Genomic DNA, 20,690 nt, shown 5'->3' with positions numbered 1-20,690 from the left:
GGAATGATATCGGGTATATCCTTTGCTTCAGGTGAGCTGCAGCTTTGCACATTCACTCATCGTTCCATTGGAAGAACCCTCATGCAACGTCGTCATTTCCTCTCCACCCTGGCTGCCGTTTCTTTCGCCCCAGGAATATCCTTTGCCCAAGGCAAGCCGATCCGCCTGGTCGTGCCCTTCCCGCCCGGCGGCGCCACCGACATCACGGCCCGCGTGCTCTCCGAGCCCCTGGCCAAGATCCTCCAGCAGCCCGTGGTGATCGACAACCGCGCCGGCGCGGGCGGCTCGATCGGCATGGCCGAGCTGGCGCGCGCCACGCCCGACGGCCTGAGCTTCGGCGTGGCCACGCTGTCCACGCACGGCGTGAACCCGGCCGTGTACCAGAAGCTGCCCTACGATCCGATCAAGGGCTTTGCCGCCGTGACCGAGCTGGTGAAGGCGCCGGGCGTGATCGTCATCAACCCGGCCGTGCTGCCGGTCGGCAGCTTCGCCGAGCTGGTGAAGTACCTGAAGGCCAACCCGGGCAAGGTGTCGTACGCCTCGCCGGGCAACGGCACCATCGGCCACATGTGGGGCGAGCTGTTCAAGAGCAGCACCGGAACCTCGATGGTGCACATCCCCTACCGCGGTGCGGGCCCGGCCATCAACGACGTGCTCGCGGGCCAGGTGCCGGTGTACTTCGACCAGGTGGCCTCGTCGCTGCCGCACGTGAAGGCCGGCAAGCTGAAGGCGCTGGCCGTGTCCTGGAGCGGCCGCCTCGACGTGCTGCCCGAGGTGCCGACCTACGGCGAACTGGGCTACGCGGCCAGCAACGACCCGTCGTGGTTCGGCATGATCGCGCCCGCCGGCACGCCGCCCGAGCTGGTGCTGCGCATGCAACAGGCCGTGGCCACGGCGCTGAAGGACCCCGCGGTGCGCGAGCGCCTCGCGCTGCAGGGGCTGTACGCCTCGGGCACCACGCCGGCCGAGTTCACGAAGCAGATCGCGAGCGAGATCGAGAAGATGAAGAAGGTGGCCGCCTTCGCGCGCATCCGATTGGACTGACCGACACCGCCTATGCATCCAGTCCTGAAACTGATTCAAACCCGCGCCCAGGTGACGAGCGTCGCCGGGCACACCCCGCTGGTGCTGGACTCTCCGCACAGCGGCACCGTCTACCCCGAGGACTTCCGGCCCGTGTGCGAGCTCGCCACGCTGCGCCGGGCCGAGGACACCCACGTCGAGAAGCTCTACGACTTCGCGAGCGACATGGGTGCCGCCTGGATCGAGGCGCACTTTCCGCGCAGCTACCTCGACGCCAACCGCGACATGACCGAGGTCGACACCACCATGCTCGACGGCCCGTGGACCGACCCGGTGTCGAGCGACCCGCGCGTGCTGTCGAAAGTGCGCCTGGGCAAGGGCCTGATCTGGAAGCTCACCGACGAAGGCCTGCCGATCTACGACCGGCCGCTCACGGTGGCCGAGGTGCGCCAGCGCATCGACCAGTGCTGGCGCCCGTACCACGCAGCGGTGGCCCAGGCCATCGACGACGCGCATGCGCGGCACGGCTACAGCATCCACATCAACTGCCACTCGATGCCGGCCATCGCGGGCAGCCACGCGACCGACTTCCCGGGGCTGGCGCACGCCGACTTCGTGATCGGCGACCGCGACGGCAGCACGGCCGACCCGGCGCTGTCGCAGCGGCTGTGCGCGCACCTGCGCGCACGCGGCTACAGCGTGGACTACAACCACCCGTACAAGGGCGTGGAGCTGGTGCGCCGCCACGGCGACCCGGCAGCGAACCGGCACAGCATCCAGGTCGAGATCAACCGCAAGCTCTACATGGACGAGGCCACGCTGGCGCTCGACGAGGCCGGTGCGGCGCGGCTGCAGGCCGACCTGCGCTCGATGGTCGAGATGCTGCTGGCGACCGACCCGCGCGTGGCAGGCTGAACACCGCCGCCCCTGCAGGGGCTGGTGTCTTTGTTACAGGGCGGCCGGAGGCCCCGGCCTATAGTGGGACGTCCTTAGTTTTCTGGAGTCCTGCCGTGAAGTCGATCCTTGCCGCCCTCGCCGTCCTTGCGACCGGTCTGCTGGTCTCGGGCTGCGCCGGCACCGCGCCGTCGCCGTCTTCTTCCTCCTCCACGTCTTCATCGGGCAGCGGCGTGACGGTGTTCGGCACCATCGACGCCGGCGTCAGCGGCACGACGAACAAGTCGTCGCGCTGAGCCAGAGCCTCAGGCGACCGTCGCCAGGTAGCCCCGCAGCGCATCGCGCAGCTGGCGTGACAGCGTCTGCAGGTCGGGCCGCCCGCCCGTGCCGATGTGGGTGTGCGCGACCAGGCCGTAGATGATGGTCTGGCACACGCGCGCCGCTTCCTTCTTCTGCGGGCCGTCGGCCCCCACGTCGCCCGCCGCGTCCAGCACGCCCACCCATTCGGCCACGAAGCGGTCGTACATCTTGCGGTAGGCCTCGGGGCTGGAGAGGTGGCGCTCCAGCAGGTAGTGCGCGCCCCAGGCCACGGGCTGCGTGCGGTGCGCCTCGAGCTGCGCATCGATCACCGCGTCGACGATCTCGCGCCACGGTCGGCCTTCGTTCGCGGCCACGACCGCGCGCATGTCCAGCAGCAGCGCCTTGGAGCGCAGGTGCAGGCACACGCGCGCCAGGTCTTCCTTGTTCTCGAAGTATTCGTAGAAGCTGCCCAGGCCCGTGCCCGCCACGGCCACGATCTCGCGGATCGTGATGGCGGCGTAGCCCTTCTCGACCAAAAGCCGAACAAAGGCTTCCTGCAATGCCTGCGAGGTGTGGCGCGCACGGGACTGGCGCGGCTTCCTCCTCGGGGCGGCGGCGGGTGCGCGGGCGCCGGTCATGGCCGCCGAACCCGAACACCTCGCGGGCGGGTTGTTCCTAGAATTTTTGATCCCATCGAAAGGCATTCTGCAATGACCTCGCCCGACCGCGCCCCCGAGACAACGCCCCCCGCCGTCTACACCGGCGAGGGCGATGCGTGGCTGCCCGACGCGCTCTCGCGCGGCCCGTGGGACCCGCGCGCGCAGCATGGCGGCGCGCCCGCCGCGTTGCTCGCCCACATCGCCGAACGCGCCGCGCCCGGCCCCGGCTGGCAGCTGGCGCGGCTCACGCTGGAGCTGGTCAAGCCGGTGCCGGTGGCGCCGCTGGCCACGCGCACGCAGTCGCAGGTCTCGCGCGCCACGGTGCGCGTGGGCATCGACCTGCTCGCGGGCGACACGGTGGTGGCCCGCGCGCACGCGCTGCTGCTGAAGACATCGCCGCTGACGCTGCCAGCGAACCTGCCCGCGGGCGACGCGCCGCGCGAACTGCGCCCGCTGCCCGAGGACTGCACCGAGCGCCTGCGCATTCCCGGCCTGCCCGACGGCCTCTCGTTCCACCAGACCGCCGTCGAATCGCGCCTCGCGCAGGGCGACATCGCGCAGCCCGGCGCGGGCGCCGCGTGGTTCCGGCTCGCCGTGCCGCTGGTGCGCGGCGTGGCCACGTCGCCCGCGATGCGCGCGGCGGCGGCGGCCGACTTCGGCAACGGGCTGAGCTGGGTGCTGTCGCCCGCCGACTTCCTGTTCTCGAACGCCGACCTGAGCCTGAACCTGTTCCGCGTGCCCGAGGGCGAGTGGATCGGCCTGCGCGCCAGCACCGAGATGCACGCCGGCGGCGCGGGCCTCACGGTGTCCCACCTGTACGACACGCGCGGCCTCATCGGCCTCGCGACCCAGACGCTGGTGGTGCGCGAACGCGCCGCCGCCTGAACACGCCCCTCTTTCACCGCTTCACGGAGACAACGCCATGACCACCACCGGCATCCATCCTGACAACCAGGTCCCCGAGCTCAAGGACTACAACGTCTACACCAGCGACCCCGCGCTGCGCGGCGCGGTGGGGCGCGGCGGCGCCGCCTGGCGCGACGACGAGCTGGTGCGCCAGGGCGCCGAGTACGGCGCCGAGGCCACGCTGCGCGCCGCCGAGGACGCCAACCGCCACGAGCCCGAACTGCACACCCACTCGCGCACCGGCACGCGCATCGACAGCGTGCAGTTCCATCCCGCGTGGCACACCATGATGTCGATCGCGCGGCGCAACGGCATCGCCAACCTGCCGTTCTTCGACGAGCGGCCCTCGGCCTGGGTGGGCTACGGCGCTTCGCTGTACATGCACAGCCAGATCGAGTCGGGCTCCACCTGCCCGACCACCATGACCAAGGCCTGCATCCCCGTGATGCGCCGCAACGCCGCGCTGTACGCCGACCTGCGCGACAAGCTCGCCGCCCACGTGCACGACCCACGCGACATCCCGCTCGAAGGCAAGACCTCGATGACCGTCGGCATGGGCATGACCGAGAAGCAGGGCGGCAGCGACGTGCGCACCAACACCACGCGCGCGGTGCCCGCGGGGAGCATGGCAAGTGGCCCGTGGGGCGAAGAGTTCCTCATCACCGGCCACAAGTGGTTCTTCTCGGCGCCGATGTGCGACGGCCACCTGGTGCTGGCCAAGACCGACGAGCACGGCTCCTCGTGCTTCTTCGTGCCGCGCTGGCGGCCCGACGGAACCAAGAACGCGATCCACATCCAGCGCCTGAAGGACAAGGTCGGCAACCGCTCCAACTCCAGCAGCGAGGTCGAGTTCAAGGAGGCCTGGGGCGTGCTCGTGGGCGACGAGGGCCGCGGCATCCCGACCATCATCGAGATGGCCACCGTGACGCGGCTGGACTGCGCGCTCGCCAGCGCCGGCTTCATGCGCCAGGGCTTCGCGCAGGCGCTGCACTACACGCGCAACCGCTTCGCCTTCGGCAAGGCGCTGGTCGACCAGCCGGTGATGACCGAGCTGCTGGCCGACATGGCCCTGGAAACCGAAAGCGCCACGCTGCTGGCGATGGAGCTGGCCTCGCGCTTCGGCTCGCCCGCGCCGCTGGACACCGCCTGGCGCCGCCTGCTCACGCCCGCCGCCAAGTTCTGGAACTGCAAGCGCGCGGTGGCGCTCACCGGCGAGGCGATGGAGGTGTTCGGCGGCAACGGCTATGTGGAAGACGGCCCGATGGGCCGCCTGTTCCGCGAGGCGCCAGTCAACTCGATCTGGGAAGGCTCGGGCAACGTGATGTGCCTCGATGTGCTGCGCGCCGTGTCGCGCAACCCGGACGACGCGCACCTCGTGCTCGACCACCTGCAGGAAGTGACCGCCGGCGAAGCGCGCCTGCAGACCGAGGTGCAGGCCCTGCGCCAGATGGTGCAGCTGGCGCCGCAAGACCTGGAACGCCAGGCGCGCCGCTTCACGCAGCGGCTGGTGCGCGCGGCGCAGGCCGGCCTGATGCTGCAGCACGCGAGCCCGGCGGCCTCGGCCGCGTTCGTGTCCAGCCGCTTCGATCCCGACTGGGGCCCCGTGACCGGCATCAGCGCCGGCACCAGCGACCCCGGCGCGCTGGTGCGCGCCGCCTGGCACTGAGCACGGAGCCGACACGGATGGATTTCGTTTCCCTGCTCGACCAGCACGCCCGCACCCAGCCTGACCACGAATGCCTGAGCGCCGCAGGCCGCGCCTGGACCTACGCCGAATTCGCCGAGCTCTCGCGCCGCGCCGCCACCGTGCTGCGCGACCAGGGCGTGGGCCCTGGCGACAAGGTCGCGCTGCTGTGCTTCAACACGGTCGGCTTCGTCGCCGCGATGTTCGGCGCCTGGCGCCTCGGCGCGGCCGTGGTGCCGGTCAACCACAAGCTGCAGGCGCCGGAGATCGACTACGTGCTGGCCCATGCCGGCGTGCGCCTGTGCGTGGCCGACGGCTCGCTCGCCACGCAGGTCGCCGCGCGCATCGCGCACCGCTGCGACTGGCTCGCGACCGACAGCGCCGCCGACGGCCTGCCGATGTTCGACGCGCTGATGGCGCAGGCCGCGCCGATCGGCGACGACGCCCCGGCGCCCGGCACCGACACGCTGGCCCAGGTGCTCTACACCTCGGGCACCACGGGCAAGCCCAAGGGCTGCCTGCACAGCCACCGCAACGTGTTCATGGCGGCGGTGTGCACGGCGGCGGGCATGTCGCTGTCGCGCAACGAGCGCACGCTGGTCGCGATGCCGGTGTGGCATTCGTCGCCGCTCAACAACTGGCTGCTGGGCACGCTGCTGATGGGCGGCACCGTGGTGCTGCTGCGCGAGTACGCGCCCAAGGCCTTTCTCGACACGCTGGCCGAGGAGCGCATCACCTTCACCTTCGGCGCGCCCATCGCCTTCCTGGCGCCGCTGTCGGTGGTGCCCGATGTGGCGCGCTACGACTTCAGCGCGATGCGCCTGTGGGCCTACGGCGGCGGCCCGCTCGGCGCCGACATGGCGCGCAAGCTGGCCGACAGCTACCGCAGCGACCGCTTCGTGCAGGTCTACGGCATGACCGAATCGGGCCCGCTGGGCACGGTGCTCTACCCGGAAGACGCGATCGCCAAGGCCGGCTCGATCGGCCGCGCGGGCGTGCCCGGCGTGGCGATCGAGGTGCGCCACCCCGACGGCCGGCGCTGCGGCGCGGGCGAGGTCGGCGAGATCCACCTGCGTTCGCCGGCCGTGATGCAGGGCTACCTCGACAACCCGCAGGCGAGCGCCGAGGCCTTCGACGCGCAAGGCTGGTACCGCACGGGCGACCTCGCGCGGGTGGACGAAGACGGCTTCCTGTTCATCGTCGACCGGCTGCGCGACATGATCATCACGGGCGGCGAGAACGTCTATTCGAAGGAAGTGGAGGACGCGCTGGGCGCCCACCCCGACGTGCAGGACGTGGCCGTCATCGGCCGCCCGCACCCCGAGTGGGGCGAGACCGTGACGGCGGTGCTGGTGGCGCGCGGCGGACGCGCGCTCGAGGCGCGCGAGCTGGTGCGATTTCTCGAGGACCGGCTGGCGCGCTACAAGATCCCGCGCATCTTCGAAGTGCGCGAGAGCCTGCCGCGCACGGCGACGGGCAAGCTGCTGAAGCACCTGTTGCGCGACGCGGCGTGAGCGTTGGGCAGTGCAGTCGTTGATCGACCGGCACAACGACAGCGCTCAGCGTGCGCAGGACACCGGGTGCTTCCCGCAGCGAAATCAAGGAGGAGGCCGAAGGCCGGGGGACATTCGCGGAGGGAAGTACCCGGTGGCCTGTGCACGCGCCCCGAACAGCAACACTCAGCGCCGCAGCAGCGCCTGCCGCAGCAACCGCGCCGCGCGGTTGCGAATGCGCCCCTGCATCTCGCGCATGCTGGTGCGCGGCGCCACGCGGGCGGTGGCGCAGGCCCACAGGAAGTCGTGCAGGATCGGCGTGTCGTCCACGGTCTCGGTGCTGCCGTACTTGTGGAACTCGGGGTGCCACTGGGTCGCCGCGATGTAGCCGCGCCCCTTTTCAGGCCGGCGGCGGATCGCCTCGGGCACGCGGTCGGGCAGGCTCCAGGCCTCGATCTCGAAGCCGGGCGCGAGCCCCTTGATGCCCTGGTGGTGGATGCTGTTGACGCGCGCCGTGCGCACCTCGGGGTACAGCTTCGCCAGGCGCGTGCCTTCGACGATCTCGATCTGGTGGAAGTTCTGGTCGTAGGTCACCGGGTCGCGGTGGCGCACCGTCTCGGGGTGGCCGTGCTGCTCCTCGATGTCCTGGTAGAGCGTGCCGCCGAAGGCCACGTTGATCAGCTGCAGGCCCCGGCACACGCCGAAGATCGGCTTGCCGGCCTGCTCGAAGGCCTCGACCAGCGCGAGGTCGTACAGGTCGCGGATCTGGTCGCCGATCCAGGCGTCTTTCAGGGGCTCCTCGCCGTAGCTGCCGGGCCAGACGTCGGCGCCGCCGTGCATCACCACGCCGTCGAGCCACTCGGCGTAGTGCGACAGCTTGGTGTCGCCGCGCGCCGTCTCGCCGGTGGGGCAGGGCACCATCACCACCATCGCGCCGGCCGACATGAGCCAGTGGGCGATCGATTGTTCGACGTACTGCAGCGTCTTGTTCGTGAAAAGCGAGCGGGCCGGGTCGGCGTGCGAGAAGCAGGCGGACAAGCCGATCTTGAGCCGGGCGGCGACAGGCTGAGACATGTCGATGGGTTCCCTGTGGACAAAGTTCATTGTGCGCCCATCGAACTTCGGTCGTGTGTCAGCCGAACCCCCGAAGTATGCTGTGCGGCGCATCAGGAGACACGCATGAAGACGATCAAGGGGCCGGGCATTTTCCTGGCCCAGTTCGCGGGCGACACGGCCCCGTTCCATTCGCTCGACGCCATCGCCGGATGGGCCGCGGGCCTCGGCTACAAGGGCGTGCAGATCCCCAGCTGGGACACGCGCCTCATCGACCTCAAGCGCGCCGCCGAGAGCAAGACCTACTGCGACGAGATCAAGGGCACGTTGGCAGGCCACGGCCTGGAGATCACCGAGCTCTCGACCCACCTGCAGGGCCAGCTGGTCGCGGTGCACCCGGCCTACGACGCGGGCTTCGACGGCTTTGCGGCGCCCGAGGTGCGCGGCAACCCCGTCGCGCGCCAGCAGTGGGCGGTGCAGCAGCTGCACCACGCGGCCAAGGCCTCGGCGAACCTCGGGCTCACGGCGCACGCGACCTTCTCGGGCGCGCTGGCCTGGCCGTACCTGTATTCGTGGCCGCCGCGTCCGGCCGGCCTCATCGAGGAGGCCTTCGACGAACTGGCGCGCCGCTGGCGCCCGATCCTCGATGCCTTCGACGCCGTGGGCGTCGACGTGGGCTACGAGATCCACCCCGGCGAAGACCTGCACGACGGCGTGAGCTACGAGATGTTTCTGGAGCGCGTGAACAACCACCCGCGCGCCTGCCTGCTCTACGACCCGAGCCACTTCGTGCTGCAGCAGCTCGACTACCTGGCCTACATCGACCACTACCACGAGCGCATCAAGCTCTTCCACGTGAAGGACGCCGAGTTCAACCCGAACGGCAAGCAGGGCGTGTACGGCGGCTTCCAGAGCTGGATCAACCGGGCGGGCCGCTTCCGCTCGCTGGGCGACGGGCAGGTCGACTTCAAGGCCATCTTCTCGAAGATGGCGCAGTACGACTTCCCGGGCTGGGCGGTGCTCGAATGGGAGTGCTGCATCAAGCACCCGGAAGACGGCGCGCGCGAAGGCGCCACGTTCATTCGCGACCACATCATCCGCGTGGCCGACCGCGCCTTCGACGACTTCGCGGCCGGTGGGGCGGACGTGGCGGCGAACCGGCGGATGCTCGGGATCTAGGGCCTGTTCACCCTATTTCCGGGGTCGCGAAGGTCTGCCAGCGCGGGCCAATCAAGGCGCGTGACGCCGCGCGTGCATGCGCACGCGCAAGGAGCGCAACGCCGAGTGGCCCGCGCTGGCGGACCTTCCCGAAGGGTTGGCTTGCCAACGCGACCCCGGAAATAGGGTGAACAGGCCCTACCTCGTCGAACGGATCGCGTCGTCGAGTATTTCCAGGCCGCGGTCGATTTCTTCCGGCTTCACGTTCAGCGGCGGCGCGATGCGCCACACGGCCGCCATGCCGCCGACGGCCACGATGTTCATGCTCAGGCCGCGCGCCATGCAGGCGTCGGTGATGGCCCGGCCGCGCTCGGCGTCGGGTTCGCGGGTCTCGCGGTCCTTCACCAGCTCCACGCCCTGCAGCAGGCCGTGGCCGCGCACGTCGCCGATCACCTCGTGCCGCGCCTTCAGCGTGGCCAGGCCCCGGCTCAGCCGTTCGCCCATGGCGGCGGCGCGCTGGTTGAGCCCTTCTTCCTCGAGCACGTCGAGCACCGCCAGCCCGACCTCGGCCGGCAGCGGGTCGGACACGTGCGAGGTGACGTGCACGAAACCTTTGTCGTGGCAGTCCTGTTCGATGGCCTCGCTGGTGACCGTGGCGCCGATCGCCAGGCCGCCGCCCAGCGTCTTCGAGACGGTGAGGAAGTCGGGCACCACGCCCATTTGCTCGAACGCGAAGTTGCTGCCCAGGCGGCCGAAGGCGGTCTGCGCTTCGTCCAGGATGAGCAGCATGCCGCGCTCGCGGCACTTGGCCTGCAGCTTCGGAAAGTAGCCGGCGGGCGGCACGATCACGCCGCCCGAGCTCAGCACCGGCTCGGCAATGAAGGCCGCGAGCGAGCCGCTGGACTGCGCGTCGACCATGTCGAAGCCGACATCGAGGCAGGTGGTGTCGCAGGCGTCGCGGCAATGGCGGATGGGGCAGCGGTAGCAGTTCGGCGCGGGGATCGACATGGTGCCGGGCTTGCGCGGCCCGTAGTCGACGTGGTGCCGGCCCGCGAAGGTGAGTGCGGCCATGCCGCCGTTCACGCCGTGCCAGCCGCCGTTCAGGCCCACGATCTCGTAGCGGCCGGTGGTCACGCGGGCCATGCGCGCGGCGGCCTCGTTGGCCTCGCCGCCGGTGGACAAAAACAGCGATTTCGACAGCGACGGCGGCAGCATCGCCGCCAGCCGCCCGGCCAGCGCCGGCACGGCCGGCCCGACGAAACCGCTGTACAGGTGCAGCGCGCCTTCGCAGGCCTTCTCGATGGCCGCGACGATGCGCGGGTGGTTGTGGCCGATGGTGGCGCACATCTGGCCCGAGGTGAAGTCGAGGATCTCACGCCCGTTCGCGTCCCACAGCGTGGCGCCGCGCGCCTTGACGATGACATGCGGGCTCAGCCCCATGCCGTAGCGCACCAGGTGCTTGCTGACCACGGGGTCGTAGGTTGCGCCTTCGGCCATCGGATGCTCCTTGTTCGTCGGGGGAGCCCCAGCGTAGCCATCGGCCGCGAAATCCGGTGTCGTTGTGCGGGCCCGAAAACGAAGCCGATTGCGCGCACCTTGCGCCACACTGGCGGCACCATGAAAACCGGCACCCTCGATCGCATCGACCAGTGCATCCTGGCCGAACTGCAGGCCGACGCGGGCCTGCAGAACCAGACGCTGGCCGAGCGCGTGAACCTCTCGCCCTCGGCCTGCCTCAAGCGCGTGCAACGGCTGCGGCGCGCGGGCGTGATCCGCGAGGAGGTGGCGATCCTCGATGCCGCGCGCGTGGGCTTTCCGGTGCTGGTGATCTCGCGCGTGTCGCTGCGCAGCACCACGCGCGAGGCGATCGGGGCCTTCGAGCGCAAGGTGCATGCGCTGCCGCAGGTGCTGCAATGCCACTGCGTGGCCGGCGAGACCGACTTCGTGCTGGTGATCTGCGCGCGCTCGCTGCCCGACTACCAGGCCTTCGCGCAGGAGCAGCTGGGCGACGCGCTGGAGCTGGAGAACTACTCGAGCGACATCGTGCTGTCGACCACCAAGTTCACGACGCGGTTGCCGCTGGACAGCGCCTGAGGGCGCCGCCGCTACAGCAGGCGCACCAGCCGCCGGATGGCGCCGTCGATCTGCGACTCGGCGATCAGGCCGAAGCCGAAGGCCAGCCCGTTGGGTGCGTCGGGCGCCTGCGGATCGGGCGCGAAGCGCGACAGCGGCGGCAAGGTGATGCCGGCCGCCGCGGCGCGCTCGACCACCACATGGTCGCGCGCGCCGCCGTGCAGCCAGGCCGACAGGTGCAGGCCGGCATCGGACGGGATCGCCTCCAGCCGGCCCGCGCCGTGGCGCGCCAGCGCGTCGAGCAGGGCGCTGCGCCGTGCGCCGTACAGCTTGCGCATGCGGCGGATGTGGCGCGCCAGGTGCCCCTCGGCAATGAAGGCCGCGAGCGCCTCCTGCCCGAGCACCGGGCCGTGCCAGTCGGCCAGCTCGCGCGCCCGCACCAGCGCCGCGCGGGCCCAGGGCGGCGCCACCACGAAGCCCAGGCGCAGCGCGGGGAACAGGCTCTTGGAAAAGGTGCCGACGTAGAACACCGAGCCGGCGCGGTCGAGCGTCTGCAGCGCGTCGAGCGGGCGGCCGGCAAAGCGGAACTCGCTGTCGTAGTCGTCCTCGATGAGCACGGCGTTGCGCGCCCGCGCAAAGGCGAGCAGGGCGGCCCGGCGCGGCGGCGACATCGCCACGCCGGTGGGGAACTGGTGCGAGGGCGTGACGCAGACCACGCGCGCCTCGGGCGGGATGCGGTCCACGCACAGGCCCTCGTCGTCGGTCGGCACCGTGACCACCTTCGCGCCAGCGGCCAGCATGGCCTCGCGCAGCGAGGGATAGAACAGCTGCTCGACCGCCACCACCGTGCGCCCCGGCACCACCAGGATGCGCGCGAGCAGCCCGAAGGCCTGCTGCGCGCCGGCCGTGACCACGATGTCGTCGGCCGTGCAGCCGACCGCGCGCGTGAACGACACGTGCGCCGCAATGGCCTCGCGCAGGGCGCCCTGGCCCTGCGGGTCGGCGTAGTCGGCGGTCTGGCGCGCCACGCGGCGCAGCGCGCGGTCGGACAGGCGGCGCCAGATGTCGAACGGAAAGGCGCCGACATCGGGCAGGCCGACGCGGAAGTCGTCGCGCGCGGCCCGCGGCTGCAGCGTGGGGGCGAGGTCGGCGCCGGGCACGTTCAGCGGCACCAGCCGCGGATCGCGCCGGGGCGCGACGCCCGCCTCCTTGGGCGCGGCCCGGCCGCGCCGCAATGCGGGCAGCGTGTCGGCCACGTAGGTGCCGGAGCCCGGGCGCGCCAGCAGGTAGCCCTCGCTCAGCAGCAGGTCGTAGGCCGCCAGCACGGTGTTGCGCGACACGCCCAGCCGCTGCGCCAGCGCGCGCGTGGCGGGCAGGCGGGCGCCGGGCTGCAGCCGGCCGTCGAGGATGGCGTCGCGCAGCTGGCGGTGCAGCGCGCGCAGCAGGTCGCGCGAACCGGCGGCCGGCAGGCGCAGGGCAAGCTCGAAAAGTGGCTCCATGATCTTTGCCGATTGTGGTTCTTTTGAAGAGCCGCCTGCAATCCTATTCTGAAGGTCTTGGAACACCCGCCCATGGAGTCCTTCACCATGCACACCGCTCCTGAAACCCCGCAGCAACCGCCGGCCGAACGCCTGCCCCTGGGCCTGGCCTGGCTCGCGCTGGGCGCCTTCGCCATCGGCACCGAAAGCTTCATGGTCGCCGGCCTGCTGCCGGTGCTGGCGGCCGACCTGCAGGTCAGCGCCGCGCGGGCCGGCCAGCTGGTGCTGCTGTTCGCGCTGAGCTATGCGATCGGCTCGCCGCTGATGGCCGCGCTGCTCGCGCGCTTCGGGCGCCGCCCGCTGCTCATCGCCAGCCTGGCGACGTTCGCGGGCCTCACGGCGGCGGCCTCGATGGCGCACGGCATCGCGCAGCTGGCCCTGGCGCGCGTCGCGCTCGGGCTGGTGGCGGGCGTGTTCCTGCCGACGGCCAGCGCGGTGGCGGCGGCGATGGTGTCCCCCGCGCTGCGCGGCCGGGCGCTGGCCATCGTGACCGGCGGCGGCACCGTGGCGGTGGCGCTCGGCGTGCCGCTGGGTGCCTGGATCGCGGGCTGGGGCGGCTGGCGCACGGCCTACCTGCTGATCGCCGCGGTGGCGGCGCTGGCCACCTGGGGCCTGTTCGTGGGGCTGCCGCGCACGCTGACGCAGGCCCCCACTGACGCGGCCCCGCGCACCTCGGCCTTCGCCGTGGCGCGCGAGCCCGGCGTGGCGCCGGCGCTGCTGGCCACGGTGCTGTGGGCCACGGGCGGCTTCAGCTTCTACACCTACATCGCGCTGTTCCTCGGCCACACGCTGGGCTTCGGGGCCGAGGGCGTGGGCGCGGTGTTCTTCGCGATCGGCGTGGCCGCCGCGCTGGGCACCGCGACCGGCGGCTGGGCCACCGACCGTTTCGGCGCCGACCGCATGGCGCGCGGCTTCGCGCTGGCGCTGGTGGTGATCATGGGCGGGCTCTCGTTCGCCGCGCAGATGCTGCCGCGCGGGCTGGCGCTACCGCTGATCGTGGGCCTGTCGGCGCTGTGGGGCTTCGCCGGCTGGGGCTTCGGCCCGGCGCAGGCGGTGCGGCTGATCCGGCTGGCGCCCGATCGCGCACCGATGACGCTGTCGCTCAACGCCTCGGCGGTCTACCTGGGCATCGCGGCGGGCTCGGGGTTGGGCGGCGCGACGATCGCGTGGTTCGGCGTGAGCGCGGTGGGCTGGGTGGGCGCCGCCGCCCAGCTGGCGGGGCTGGTGCTGCTGTGGCGCGCGGCGCGGCGGGCCCGGTCGGCCGCGCCTGTGGCGTCATCGGCACCGGCCTGCGCCTGACCCTGCGGCGGGTTGCTATATTTTTAATAGCTACCTTTACAGGATGGATGGCCCTTCGGGGCCTTTTTCATGCGGACGTTGTTTTTAAGACAAGCAACTGTCATGCCCTGCAAGCTATAATGTCGGGTTCGTTTCGATACCACGACGAAGAATTTCGTCACCCCCGCCGGCCGATCTGCGTTGCCATCTGAATCCGGGTTCCAGGATTCATCAGGCTTCTCGTTTCCAGCCCTCGGGCCACGCCGGCTTTCACAGTGTGTTGGAGCGCCAGACCGGGCGCCCATGAATGCCACCACTGCCTTCGTTCCTGTTGAAGCGAATCGCGCGTGCGGCGCGTCCGTTCTCACTAATTTTTCGGCATTGCGCGCCCCGCACCGGCACGCAGCGCCCCAGGCTTCATGGACACTTTCGCAACAGCATCGCGGTGGGCAGGTTTCTGCTTCCCGCACCGCAACGACAGATTCCTGGACGCCGGCTGACCCGCCGGCCGACTGAAACCAACACGCCCATCTTCATCTCCAACACACATCGAACGATTCAGAGGTAATCACACATGCCCAAGGAAGAACTGATCGAAATGAACGGCGCAGTGACCGAAGTCCTGCCCGACTCGCGCTACCGCGTCACGCTCGACAACGGCCACCAGCTGATCGCCTACAGCGGCGGCAAGATGCGCAAGCACCACATCCGCATCCTGGCCGGCGACAAGGTCTCGCTCGAGCTGTCGCCCTACGACCTGACCAAGGGCCGCATCACGTTCCGTCACCTGGAACGCCGCGGCCCCCCGCCGACCAACTCGGGCAACAACACGCCCCGCCGCTGAGCGACGCCCGGCCGGCCTTGCAGAGCGCCCTCCCGGAGGGGGCCCTGCAAGGCCTTTGTCTTTTCCGGGCCGTCACTTTTTTCCCTTTGCGTTTTCCTGTCTGTCTGTCTCCGGCTGCCGAACGATGAACTCCACCACCTCCCCAGCCGGCGGCCTCCAGGCCGAACCCCACGGCTTTGCCACGCTGGCGCTGTCGCCCCAGATGCTGGCCAATCTCACCCAGCTCGGCTACACGCAGATGACGGCCATCCAGGCCGCCGCGCTGCCGCCCGCCTTGCTCGGCAAGGACCTGATCGCCCAGGCCAAGACCGGCAGCGGCAAGACCGCCGCCTTCGCACTGGCGCTGCTGTCCAACCTGAACCCGCGCCGCTTCGCCATCCAGGCGATGGTGCTGTGCCCCACGCGCGAGCTGGCCGACCAGGTCACGACCGAGATCCGCCGCCTGGCGCGCGCCGAAGAAAACATCAAGGTCGTCACGCTGTGCGGCGGCGTCGCGCTGCGCGGGCAGATCGCCAGCCTGGAGCACGGCGCGCACATCGTGGTGGGCACGCCGGGCCGCATCATGGACCACATGGAGCGCGAGAACCTCGACCTCTCGGCGCTCAACACGCTGGTGCTCGACGAGGCCGACCGCATGCTCGACATGGGCTTCTTCGACGACATCGTGAAGGTGGCGCGCCAGTGCCCGAAGGAACGCCAGACGCTGCTGTTCTCGGCCACCTACCCCGAAGGCATCGCCAAGCTCGCGCAGCAGTTCATGAAGAACCCCGAGCAGATCACGGTGCAAGCCCAGCATGAAGGCAGCAAGATCCGCCAGCGCTGGTACCAGGTGAAGGACAGCGAGCGGCTGCACGCCGTGAGCCTGCTGCTCGACCATTTCCGTCCCGTGAGCACGCTGGCCTTCTGCAACACCAAGCAGCAGTGCCGCGACCTCGTCGACGTGCTGCAGGCGCAGGGCTTCAGCGCGATGGCGCTGTTCGGCGAGCTGGAGCAGCGCGAGCGCGACCAGGTGCTGGTGCAGTTCGCCAACCGCAGCTGCTCGGTGCTGGTGGCCACCGACGTGGCGGCGCGCGGGCTGGACATCGCGCAGCTCGAAGCCGTGATCAACGTCGACGTGACGCCCGACTCCGAAATCCACATCCACCGCGTGGGCCGCACCGGCCGCGTGGGCCAGCAGGGCGGCTCGGAAGGCCTGGCGCTGAACCTGGCCAGCATGAACGAGATGGGCTTCGTCGGGAAGATCGAACAGCTGCAGGGCCGCGAGTCCGAATGGCACCCGCTCGCCGAGCTCACGCCCGCCAAGGGCGCACCGCTCACGCCGCCCATGGCCACGCTGCAGATCGTGGGCGGGCGCAAGGAAAAGATCCGCGCCGGCGACGTGCTGGGCGCGCTGACCGGCGACTGCGGCTACACCAAGGACCAGGTCGGCAAGATCAACGTCAACGAGTTCTCGACCTATGTCGCGGTGGACCGCGGCATTGCCGAAGAAGCCGCCCGCAAGCTCAGCAACGGCCGCGTGAAGGGCAAGAGCGTCAAGGTGCGCCTGCTGACACCGCAGTCGACCTGACATCCCTCCCATGCTCCTGTTTGGGCGCTTGGCAGACGAAATCTGCCGATGTGGCCTAATCGGGGGTCGACCATCTTTTTTATCCGAGCTTTCCATGCCCAAGAAAATCCGTACCGAAGCCGACCGTCTTGCCAGCCCGAAGCCGACGCCCATGCCCGGCTACACCGTGCCGCGCAACGGTGGCGGCCAGAAGATCAGCCTCGAGCGCGGCACCGCCACGCGCAGCAAGAAGAACCCGGGCAAGCGCCCGAGCAAGGGCGGCTGATCCAGCCCCCGCGGCTCTTTCTTCGGAGCCACGACGAACGCGCCCCCGGGCGCGTTTTGTCATTGGGGCCTGCCCTGCATCACGCGCCGCCATGTCCGACGACAACCAGATCTACATCCCGCCCTCGTTCTTCGCGGTCTACAGCGACACGCGTCAGCGCCTGAGCGAGCCGATCGACGTGGTGCGCGCGCGCTACGAGATCTGCGAAGACCTCGCCGGCCACCTCGTGGGCCATGCGCAGATCCAGCACCACACCGAGGTGCCGGTCGAAAGCGAGATCCTGCGGCGCATCCACGCGGGGCTGGTGACGCCGGAATCGGGCGTGTCGGTGCCCGAGGCCGGCTGGATCGTGCAGCGGCTGGCCGAGCTGCTGGGGTGGGAAGCGCCCGAGATCGCCGAACCGGCGGGCGACTAGCCCCCGCGCGCCTCACCGCGCTGCGAACCGCTCCAGCAGGAAGTCGACAAAGGCCCGCGTCTTCGCCGCCAGGTGGCGCGACGGGTACACGGCGTACACCGGCGTGCGGTCGGCCTCCCAGTCGGCGAGCACGGCTTCGAGCCGGCCCGCTGCCAGCTCCTGCTCGACATAGATGCGCGGCACCAGGCTCAGGCCGAAGCCCGCGAGCAGCGCGTCGCGCACGGCGATGCTGGAGCTGACCTTGTAGCGCCCGTCGATCGGCACCGCCACGCTGCGCCCGGCGCGGCGGAAGGTCCATTTGTTCGCGTGGCCCGACAGCGTGAACTGCACGCACTCGTGGGCCTTCAGGTCTTCCGGCGCGGCGGGCCGGCCGTGGGCCGCGAAGTAGCCGGGCGCACCGCACAGCACGTGGGTCATGGTCATGAGCTCGCGCGCGACCAGGCTCGAATCTTCCAGCCGGTCGCTGCCGCGGATCGCGAGGTCGTAGCCTTCGCCGATGAGGTCGATGCGGGTGTCCTGCAGGTTCAGCTCCAGCCGCAGGTTGGGGTGGCGCGCCATGAAGGCGGGGATGTGCGGCGAGATGCAGGTCAGCGCGAAGGTCAGCGGCGCGCTCACGCGCAGCACGCCGCCCGGGCTCGCGCCCACGGGCGCCAGCCCGGCGTCGGCCTCGTCCAGGTCGTCGAGGATGCGCGCGAGCCGTTCCACGTAGGCCGCGCCGGCCTCGGTGAGGCTCATGCTGCGCGTGGTGCGGTTGATCAGCCGCACCTTCAGGTGCGCCTCCAGCTCGGCGATGTTCTTGCTGACGGCCGCGGCCGACAGCCCCAGCTGCCGCGCGGCGCCGGCGAAGCTGCCCGCCGCGGCGGTGGTGCGAAAGACCTTGAGGGCGGTGAGATGGTCCATAGGCCGGCGCTCGATTGACGACTGTCAGTAAAGAATCAATTCATTATTCGAGCATTCACAACCACAGGTCAACGGCCTAGATTCGAGCCATGACCTCCCGCACCACCGACCTCCTGCTCACCGCGATCGCACCCGCGGTCTGGGGCAGCACCTACATCGTGACCACCGAGCTGCTGCCGGCGAACTACCCGCTGACGGTGGCGCTGCTGCGCGCGCTGCCGGCGGGCCTGCTGCTGATGCTCATCGTGCGCCAGCTGCCGGCCCGGGCGTGGTGGGGGCGCATCCTGCTGCTGGGCGCGCTGAACTTCTCGGTGCTGTGGGCGATGCTGTTCCTGGCCGCCTACCGGCTGCCGGGCGGCGTGGCGGCCACCATCACTTCGGTGCAGCCGCTGTTCGTGGTGTTCCTCGCCGGCCTGCTGCTGGGCGCGCCGGTGCGCGCGCTGTCGGTGGCGGCGGCCGTGATCGGCATGGGCGGGGTGGCGCTGCTGGTGCTCACGCCGAACGCCGCGCTCGACGCGCTGGGCATCGCCGCGGCGCTCGCGGCGGCCGTGTCGATGGCCTTCGGCACGGTGCTGAGCCGCCGCTGGCAGCCGCCGGTGTCGGCGCTGACCTTCACGGCCTGGCAGCTGACGGCCGGCGGCCTGCTGCTGCTGCCGGTGGCGCTGTGGCTGGAACCGCCGCTGCCCGCGCTCACGGCGATGAACTGGGTCGGCTTCGCCTGGCTCGGCCTGGTCGGCGCCGCGCTGACCTACATCGTGTGGTTCCGTGGCGTGGCGCGGCTGGAGCCCTCGGCGATCGCGCCGCTGGCCTTCCTGAGCCCGGTGACGGCCGTGATCCTGGGCTGGGCCTTGCTGGGCCAGAGCCTCTCGGGCTGGCAGATGGCGGGCATCGGCATCGTGATCGCGAGCATCTGGCTGAGCCAGCAGGCGCAGCGCGGTGCGCAGCCGGTGGCGGCGGTGCAGCCCGCACCCAGCCGCTGAAGGCTTACGCCACTGGCGCTGCCTGGCGCAGCAGCTGCAGGTAGCCGGGCTGTATTTCCATGCGCGCGGTCGCGCCCTGGCGCTGCAGCAGGCGGTGCGCCTTCGGCAGCGCCCAGCAGGGCAGGTTGGTGAACATGTGGTGCTCGCAGTGGTAGTTGACCCAGTAGGGCGCCACGAAGATGCGTTCGAGCCAGCCGGCGTGCGTGGTGCGCGCCTGGCGCAGCGGGTCGGCCTCGTTCTGCGCCACCAGCGCATGCTCGGCGATGTTGCGCACGCGGCTCACGAGCGGCAGCCAGGTCGCCATCGGTAGCAGCCACATCAGCACCCAGGCCCACCAGACACCGGCCAGCGTGAAGGCCAGCAGGCCCAGGCCGTTGCCGATGAGAAAGCGCCTGTCCTTCGCGAGCTCGCGCCCGAACACGCGCAGCGCCGATTCGCCCGGCGCGCGCTGGCGCAGGGCATCGGCGATGTGGCCGAAGCGCTGCTTGTAGAAGGTCTGGCCGCTGAGGTCGCGCACGACCTTGCGCCACATCGAGTCGCGCGAGATCGGGAAGGGCGCCGACAGCACGAGGTCGGGGTCTTCGGTCTGCTGCACGAAGCGGTGGTGCTGCAGGTGGTAGGGCCGGTAGTCGCGCAGCGTGGGCGAGCACAGCCAGTAGCCGACCCAGTCGTTGACCTTGCGGTTGCGGTGCAGCCCCGCGTGCGCGGCGTCGTGCATGAGGATGAACAGGCCCAGCTGGCGCGTGCCGACGATCGGCACCATGAGCGGGATCGTCCACGGCCACACGATGCCCACCAGCATCGCGGCGCCGATCACGCCCCAGCAATGCACCACCAGCCACAGACCCCGCCAGGACGAGCGCGCGGTGAGCGATTGCCACTCGTCGGGGGTGAAGAAGTCGTCGGGTCGAGCGCGGGGTGCAGCGGCCATCGGGCCAGTATGCGGCGAAGGCGCCGGCAGATCACGCGTAGTTCCCCGGTGTGGACGGGGGCAGGCGAGGCCCTTCGGCCTACTTGTCGATGATTTTCCGGGCGAAGACTTCGAGGTAGTCCATGAGCCGCTCGGCGCCCGCGATGGCCGCGGCCTCGTCGCCGGTGGCGATGCCCTGCGCCAGTTCGAGGTGCGCGTTGGCGCCCTCGACGATCTCGCCCTCGTGCTGGTAGGCGTACCAGAAGCGCCGGCACTGCACGATCAGCGGCACCACCGCCTTCACCGCCGAGTCGTTGTGGCTCGCGTGATGGGTGACGAGGTCGAGCGCGCGGTCGGCCTGCATGTAGTCGTTCAGGTCGCCGCGGCCGGCGGCCTCGACCATGGCCTCGGCGCAGCGCACGATGGCCTGGCGCTGCGGCGCGGTGGCGCGGCGCGCGGCGCAGGCCGCGATCAGCTGCTCGAGCACGCGGCGGGTCTGGATCACGTCGAGGTGGTCGGCCAGGTCGATGGTCGACACCAGCAGGCCGCGGCGCGGCTGCTGCACGATGAGACCGATCGACACCATGCGCATCAGCGCCTCGCGCACCGGCGTGCGGCCCAGGCCCGTGCGCTCGGCCAGCTCGGCCTCGACGATCTGGCTGCCGGGCTCCAGCTGCATGGTGGACAGCAGCGCCTCGATGGCGTCGTAGGCCAGATCGGCCGCGCGGCGCTTGGGCGGGGGTCGGGGAG

The 20,690-nt window shown here is 70.6% G+C and carries 21 protein-coding genes; 14 read left to right on the top strand and 7 right to left on the bottom strand.

The features are described from left to right. Nucleotides 1-81: 81 nt before the first annotated feature. From AC07XP_RS29410 to AC07XP_RS29400, 3 genes are all read left to right on the top strand, one after another. Nucleotides 82-1,044: a tripartite tricarboxylate transporter substrate binding protein BugE gene (locus AC07XP_RS29410; protein ID WP_062480391.1), complete on the top strand. Its 963-nt coding sequence runs from the start codon at nucleotides 82-84 to the stop codon at nucleotides 1,042-1,044. A 12-nt stretch (nucleotides 1,045-1,056) separates the two neighbouring features. Next, on the top strand, nucleotides 1,057-1,938 hold the full coding sequence (locus AC07XP_RS29405) for an N-formylglutamate amidohydrolase (RefSeq protein ID WP_495266655.1): 882 nt from the start codon (nucleotides 1,057-1,059) through the stop codon (nucleotides 1,936-1,938). A 95-nt stretch (nucleotides 1,939-2,033) separates the two neighbouring features. Beyond that, on the top strand, nucleotides 2,034-2,213 hold the full coding sequence (locus tag AC07XP_RS29400; RefSeq protein WP_062480395.1) for a hypothetical protein: 180 nt from the start codon (nucleotides 2,034-2,036) through the stop codon (nucleotides 2,211-2,213). A 9-nt stretch (nucleotides 2,214-2,222) separates the two neighbouring features. Here AC07XP_RS29400 and AC07XP_RS29395 read toward each other — a convergent pair whose 3' ends face one another. Beyond that, nucleotides 2,223-2,855 carry a TetR/AcrR family transcriptional regulator gene (locus AC07XP_RS29395; RefSeq protein WP_495266654.1) on the bottom strand — a complete coding sequence of 211 codons (633 nt, stop codon included), beginning with the start codon at nucleotides 2,853-2,855 and terminating at the stop codon, nucleotides 2,223-2,225. A gap of 72 nt (nucleotides 2,856-2,927) precedes the next feature. On the opposite strand from AC07XP_RS29395, the gene AC07XP_RS29390 reads away from it, so the two are divergent. The 3 genes from AC07XP_RS29390 to AC07XP_RS29380 are packed head-to-tail and all read left to right on the top strand — an operon-like array spanning nucleotide 2,928 to nucleotide 6,980. After that, nucleotides 2,928-3,761 carry a thioesterase family protein gene (locus tag AC07XP_RS29390; RefSeq protein ID WP_495266653.1) on the top strand — a complete coding sequence of 278 codons (834 nt, stop codon included), beginning with the start codon at nucleotides 2,928-2,930 and terminating at the stop codon, nucleotides 3,759-3,761. Between the two features lie 37 nt (nucleotides 3,762-3,798). Then, a complete protein-coding gene (locus AC07XP_RS29385; protein ID WP_495266652.1) occupies nucleotides 3,799-5,448 on the top strand; it encodes an acyl-CoA dehydrogenase family protein in 1,650 nt (549 codons plus the stop codon). Between the two features lie 17 nt (nucleotides 5,449-5,465). Beyond that, on the top strand, nucleotides 5,466-6,980 hold the full coding sequence (locus AC07XP_RS29380; protein ID WP_495266651.1) for a class I adenylate-forming enzyme family protein: 1,515 nt from the start codon (nucleotides 5,466-5,468) through the stop codon (nucleotides 6,978-6,980). Nucleotides 6,981-7,145: 165 nt separating this feature from the next. Here AC07XP_RS29380 and AC07XP_RS29375 read toward each other — a convergent pair whose 3' ends face one another. Beyond that, nucleotides 7,146-8,033, bottom strand: coding sequence for a gamma-glutamyl-gamma-aminobutyrate hydrolase family protein (locus tag AC07XP_RS29375; RefSeq protein WP_062480404.1), 888 nt, complete (start codon nucleotides 8,031-8,033; stop codon nucleotides 7,146-7,148). Between the two features lie 105 nt (nucleotides 8,034-8,138). Between AC07XP_RS29375 and AC07XP_RS29370 the strand changes: the two genes are divergently transcribed. After that, the gene (locus AC07XP_RS29370; RefSeq protein WP_495266650.1) at nucleotides 8,139-9,191 is read left to right on the top strand and encodes a sugar phosphate isomerase/epimerase family protein; all 1,053 of its coding nucleotides are present in this window, start codon (nucleotides 8,139-8,141) and stop codon (nucleotides 9,189-9,191) included. Between the two features lie 177 nt (nucleotides 9,192-9,368). Here AC07XP_RS29370 and AC07XP_RS29365 read toward each other — a convergent pair whose 3' ends face one another. Next, nucleotides 9,369-10,667 (bottom strand): aspartate aminotransferase family protein, encoded by a 1,299-nt coding sequence (locus AC07XP_RS29365; RefSeq protein WP_495266649.1) that lies wholly within the window; start codon nucleotides 10,665-10,667, stop codon nucleotides 9,369-9,371. A 120-nt stretch (nucleotides 10,668-10,787) separates the two neighbouring features. Here AC07XP_RS29365 and AC07XP_RS29360 point away from each other — a divergent pair, with 120 nt between their 5' ends. Then, the gene (locus AC07XP_RS29360; RefSeq protein ID WP_159274176.1) at nucleotides 10,788-11,264 is read left to right on the top strand and encodes an Lrp/AsnC family transcriptional regulator; all 477 of its coding nucleotides are present in this window, start codon (nucleotides 10,788-10,790) and stop codon (nucleotides 11,262-11,264) included. Nucleotides 11,265-11,275: 11 nt separating this feature from the next. On the opposite strand, the gene pdxR is transcribed toward AC07XP_RS29360, so the two are convergent. After that, nucleotides 11,276-12,742 (bottom strand): MocR-like pyridoxine biosynthesis transcription factor PdxR, encoded by a 1,467-nt coding sequence (gene pdxR, locus AC07XP_RS29355; protein ID WP_495266648.1) that lies wholly within the window; start codon nucleotides 12,740-12,742, stop codon nucleotides 11,276-11,278. An 87-nt stretch (nucleotides 12,743-12,829) separates the two neighbouring features. Between pdxR and AC07XP_RS29350 the strand changes: the two genes are divergently transcribed. The 5 genes from AC07XP_RS29350 to AC07XP_RS29330 all read left to right on the top strand — a co-directional run bounded on the left by AC07XP_RS29350 (nucleotide 12,830) and on the right by AC07XP_RS29330 (nucleotide 17,150). Then, on the top strand, nucleotides 12,830-14,080 hold the full coding sequence (locus AC07XP_RS29350; protein WP_495266647.1) for an MFS transporter: 1,251 nt from the start codon (nucleotides 12,830-12,832) through the stop codon (nucleotides 14,078-14,080). A 553-nt stretch (nucleotides 14,081-14,633) separates the two neighbouring features. Further along, complete coding sequence (infA, locus tag AC07XP_RS29345) at nucleotides 14,634-14,903, top strand: translation initiation factor IF-1 (protein WP_062482563.1); 270 nt, start codon at nucleotides 14,634-14,636, stop codon at nucleotides 14,901-14,903. Between the two features lie 124 nt (nucleotides 14,904-15,027). Next, complete coding sequence (gene dbpA / locus AC07XP_RS29340; RefSeq protein WP_495266646.1) at nucleotides 15,028-16,470, top strand: ATP-dependent RNA helicase DbpA; 1,443 nt, start codon at nucleotides 15,028-15,030, stop codon at nucleotides 16,468-16,470. Between the two features lie 94 nt (nucleotides 16,471-16,564). After that, complete coding sequence (locus AC07XP_RS29335) at nucleotides 16,565-16,735, top strand: hypothetical protein (RefSeq protein ID WP_167395080.1); 171 nt, start codon at nucleotides 16,565-16,567, stop codon at nucleotides 16,733-16,735. A gap of 91 nt (nucleotides 16,736-16,826) precedes the next feature. Then, nucleotides 16,827-17,150, top strand: coding sequence for a hypothetical protein (locus AC07XP_RS29330; protein ID WP_492730168.1), 324 nt, complete (start codon nucleotides 16,827-16,829; stop codon nucleotides 17,148-17,150). 12 nt (nucleotides 17,151-17,162) lie between these two features. Here AC07XP_RS29330 and AC07XP_RS29325 read toward each other — a convergent pair whose 3' ends face one another. Beyond that, a complete protein-coding gene (locus AC07XP_RS29325) occupies nucleotides 17,163-18,050 on the bottom strand; it encodes a LysR family transcriptional regulator (RefSeq protein ID WP_495266645.1) in 888 nt (295 codons plus the stop codon). Nucleotides 18,051-18,139: 89 nt separating this feature from the next. Here AC07XP_RS29325 and AC07XP_RS29320 point away from each other — a divergent pair, with 89 nt between their 5' ends. Further along, nucleotides 18,140-19,030, top strand: coding sequence for an EamA family transporter (locus AC07XP_RS29320; RefSeq protein WP_495266644.1), 891 nt, complete (start codon nucleotides 18,140-18,142; stop codon nucleotides 19,028-19,030). A gap of 4 nt (nucleotides 19,031-19,034) precedes the next feature. Here the strand turns inward: AC07XP_RS29320 and AC07XP_RS29315 are convergent, their stop codons facing one another. Both AC07XP_RS29315 and AC07XP_RS29310 read right to left on the bottom strand, forming a co-directional pair. Beyond that, on the bottom strand, nucleotides 19,035-19,961 hold the full coding sequence (locus tag AC07XP_RS29315) for a fatty acid desaturase family protein (RefSeq protein ID WP_495266643.1): 927 nt from the start codon (nucleotides 19,959-19,961) through the stop codon (nucleotides 19,035-19,037). 79 nt (nucleotides 19,962-20,040) lie between these two features. Then, a partial coding sequence (locus tag AC07XP_RS29310) for a GntR family transcriptional regulator (RefSeq protein WP_495266642.1) occupies nucleotides 20,041-20,690 on the bottom strand: 650 nt, incomplete at its 5' end.

The organism is Variovorax sp. GW531-E2 (assembly GCF_059423125.1).
This window is presented reverse-complemented; position numbering and strand designations above follow the sequence as displayed.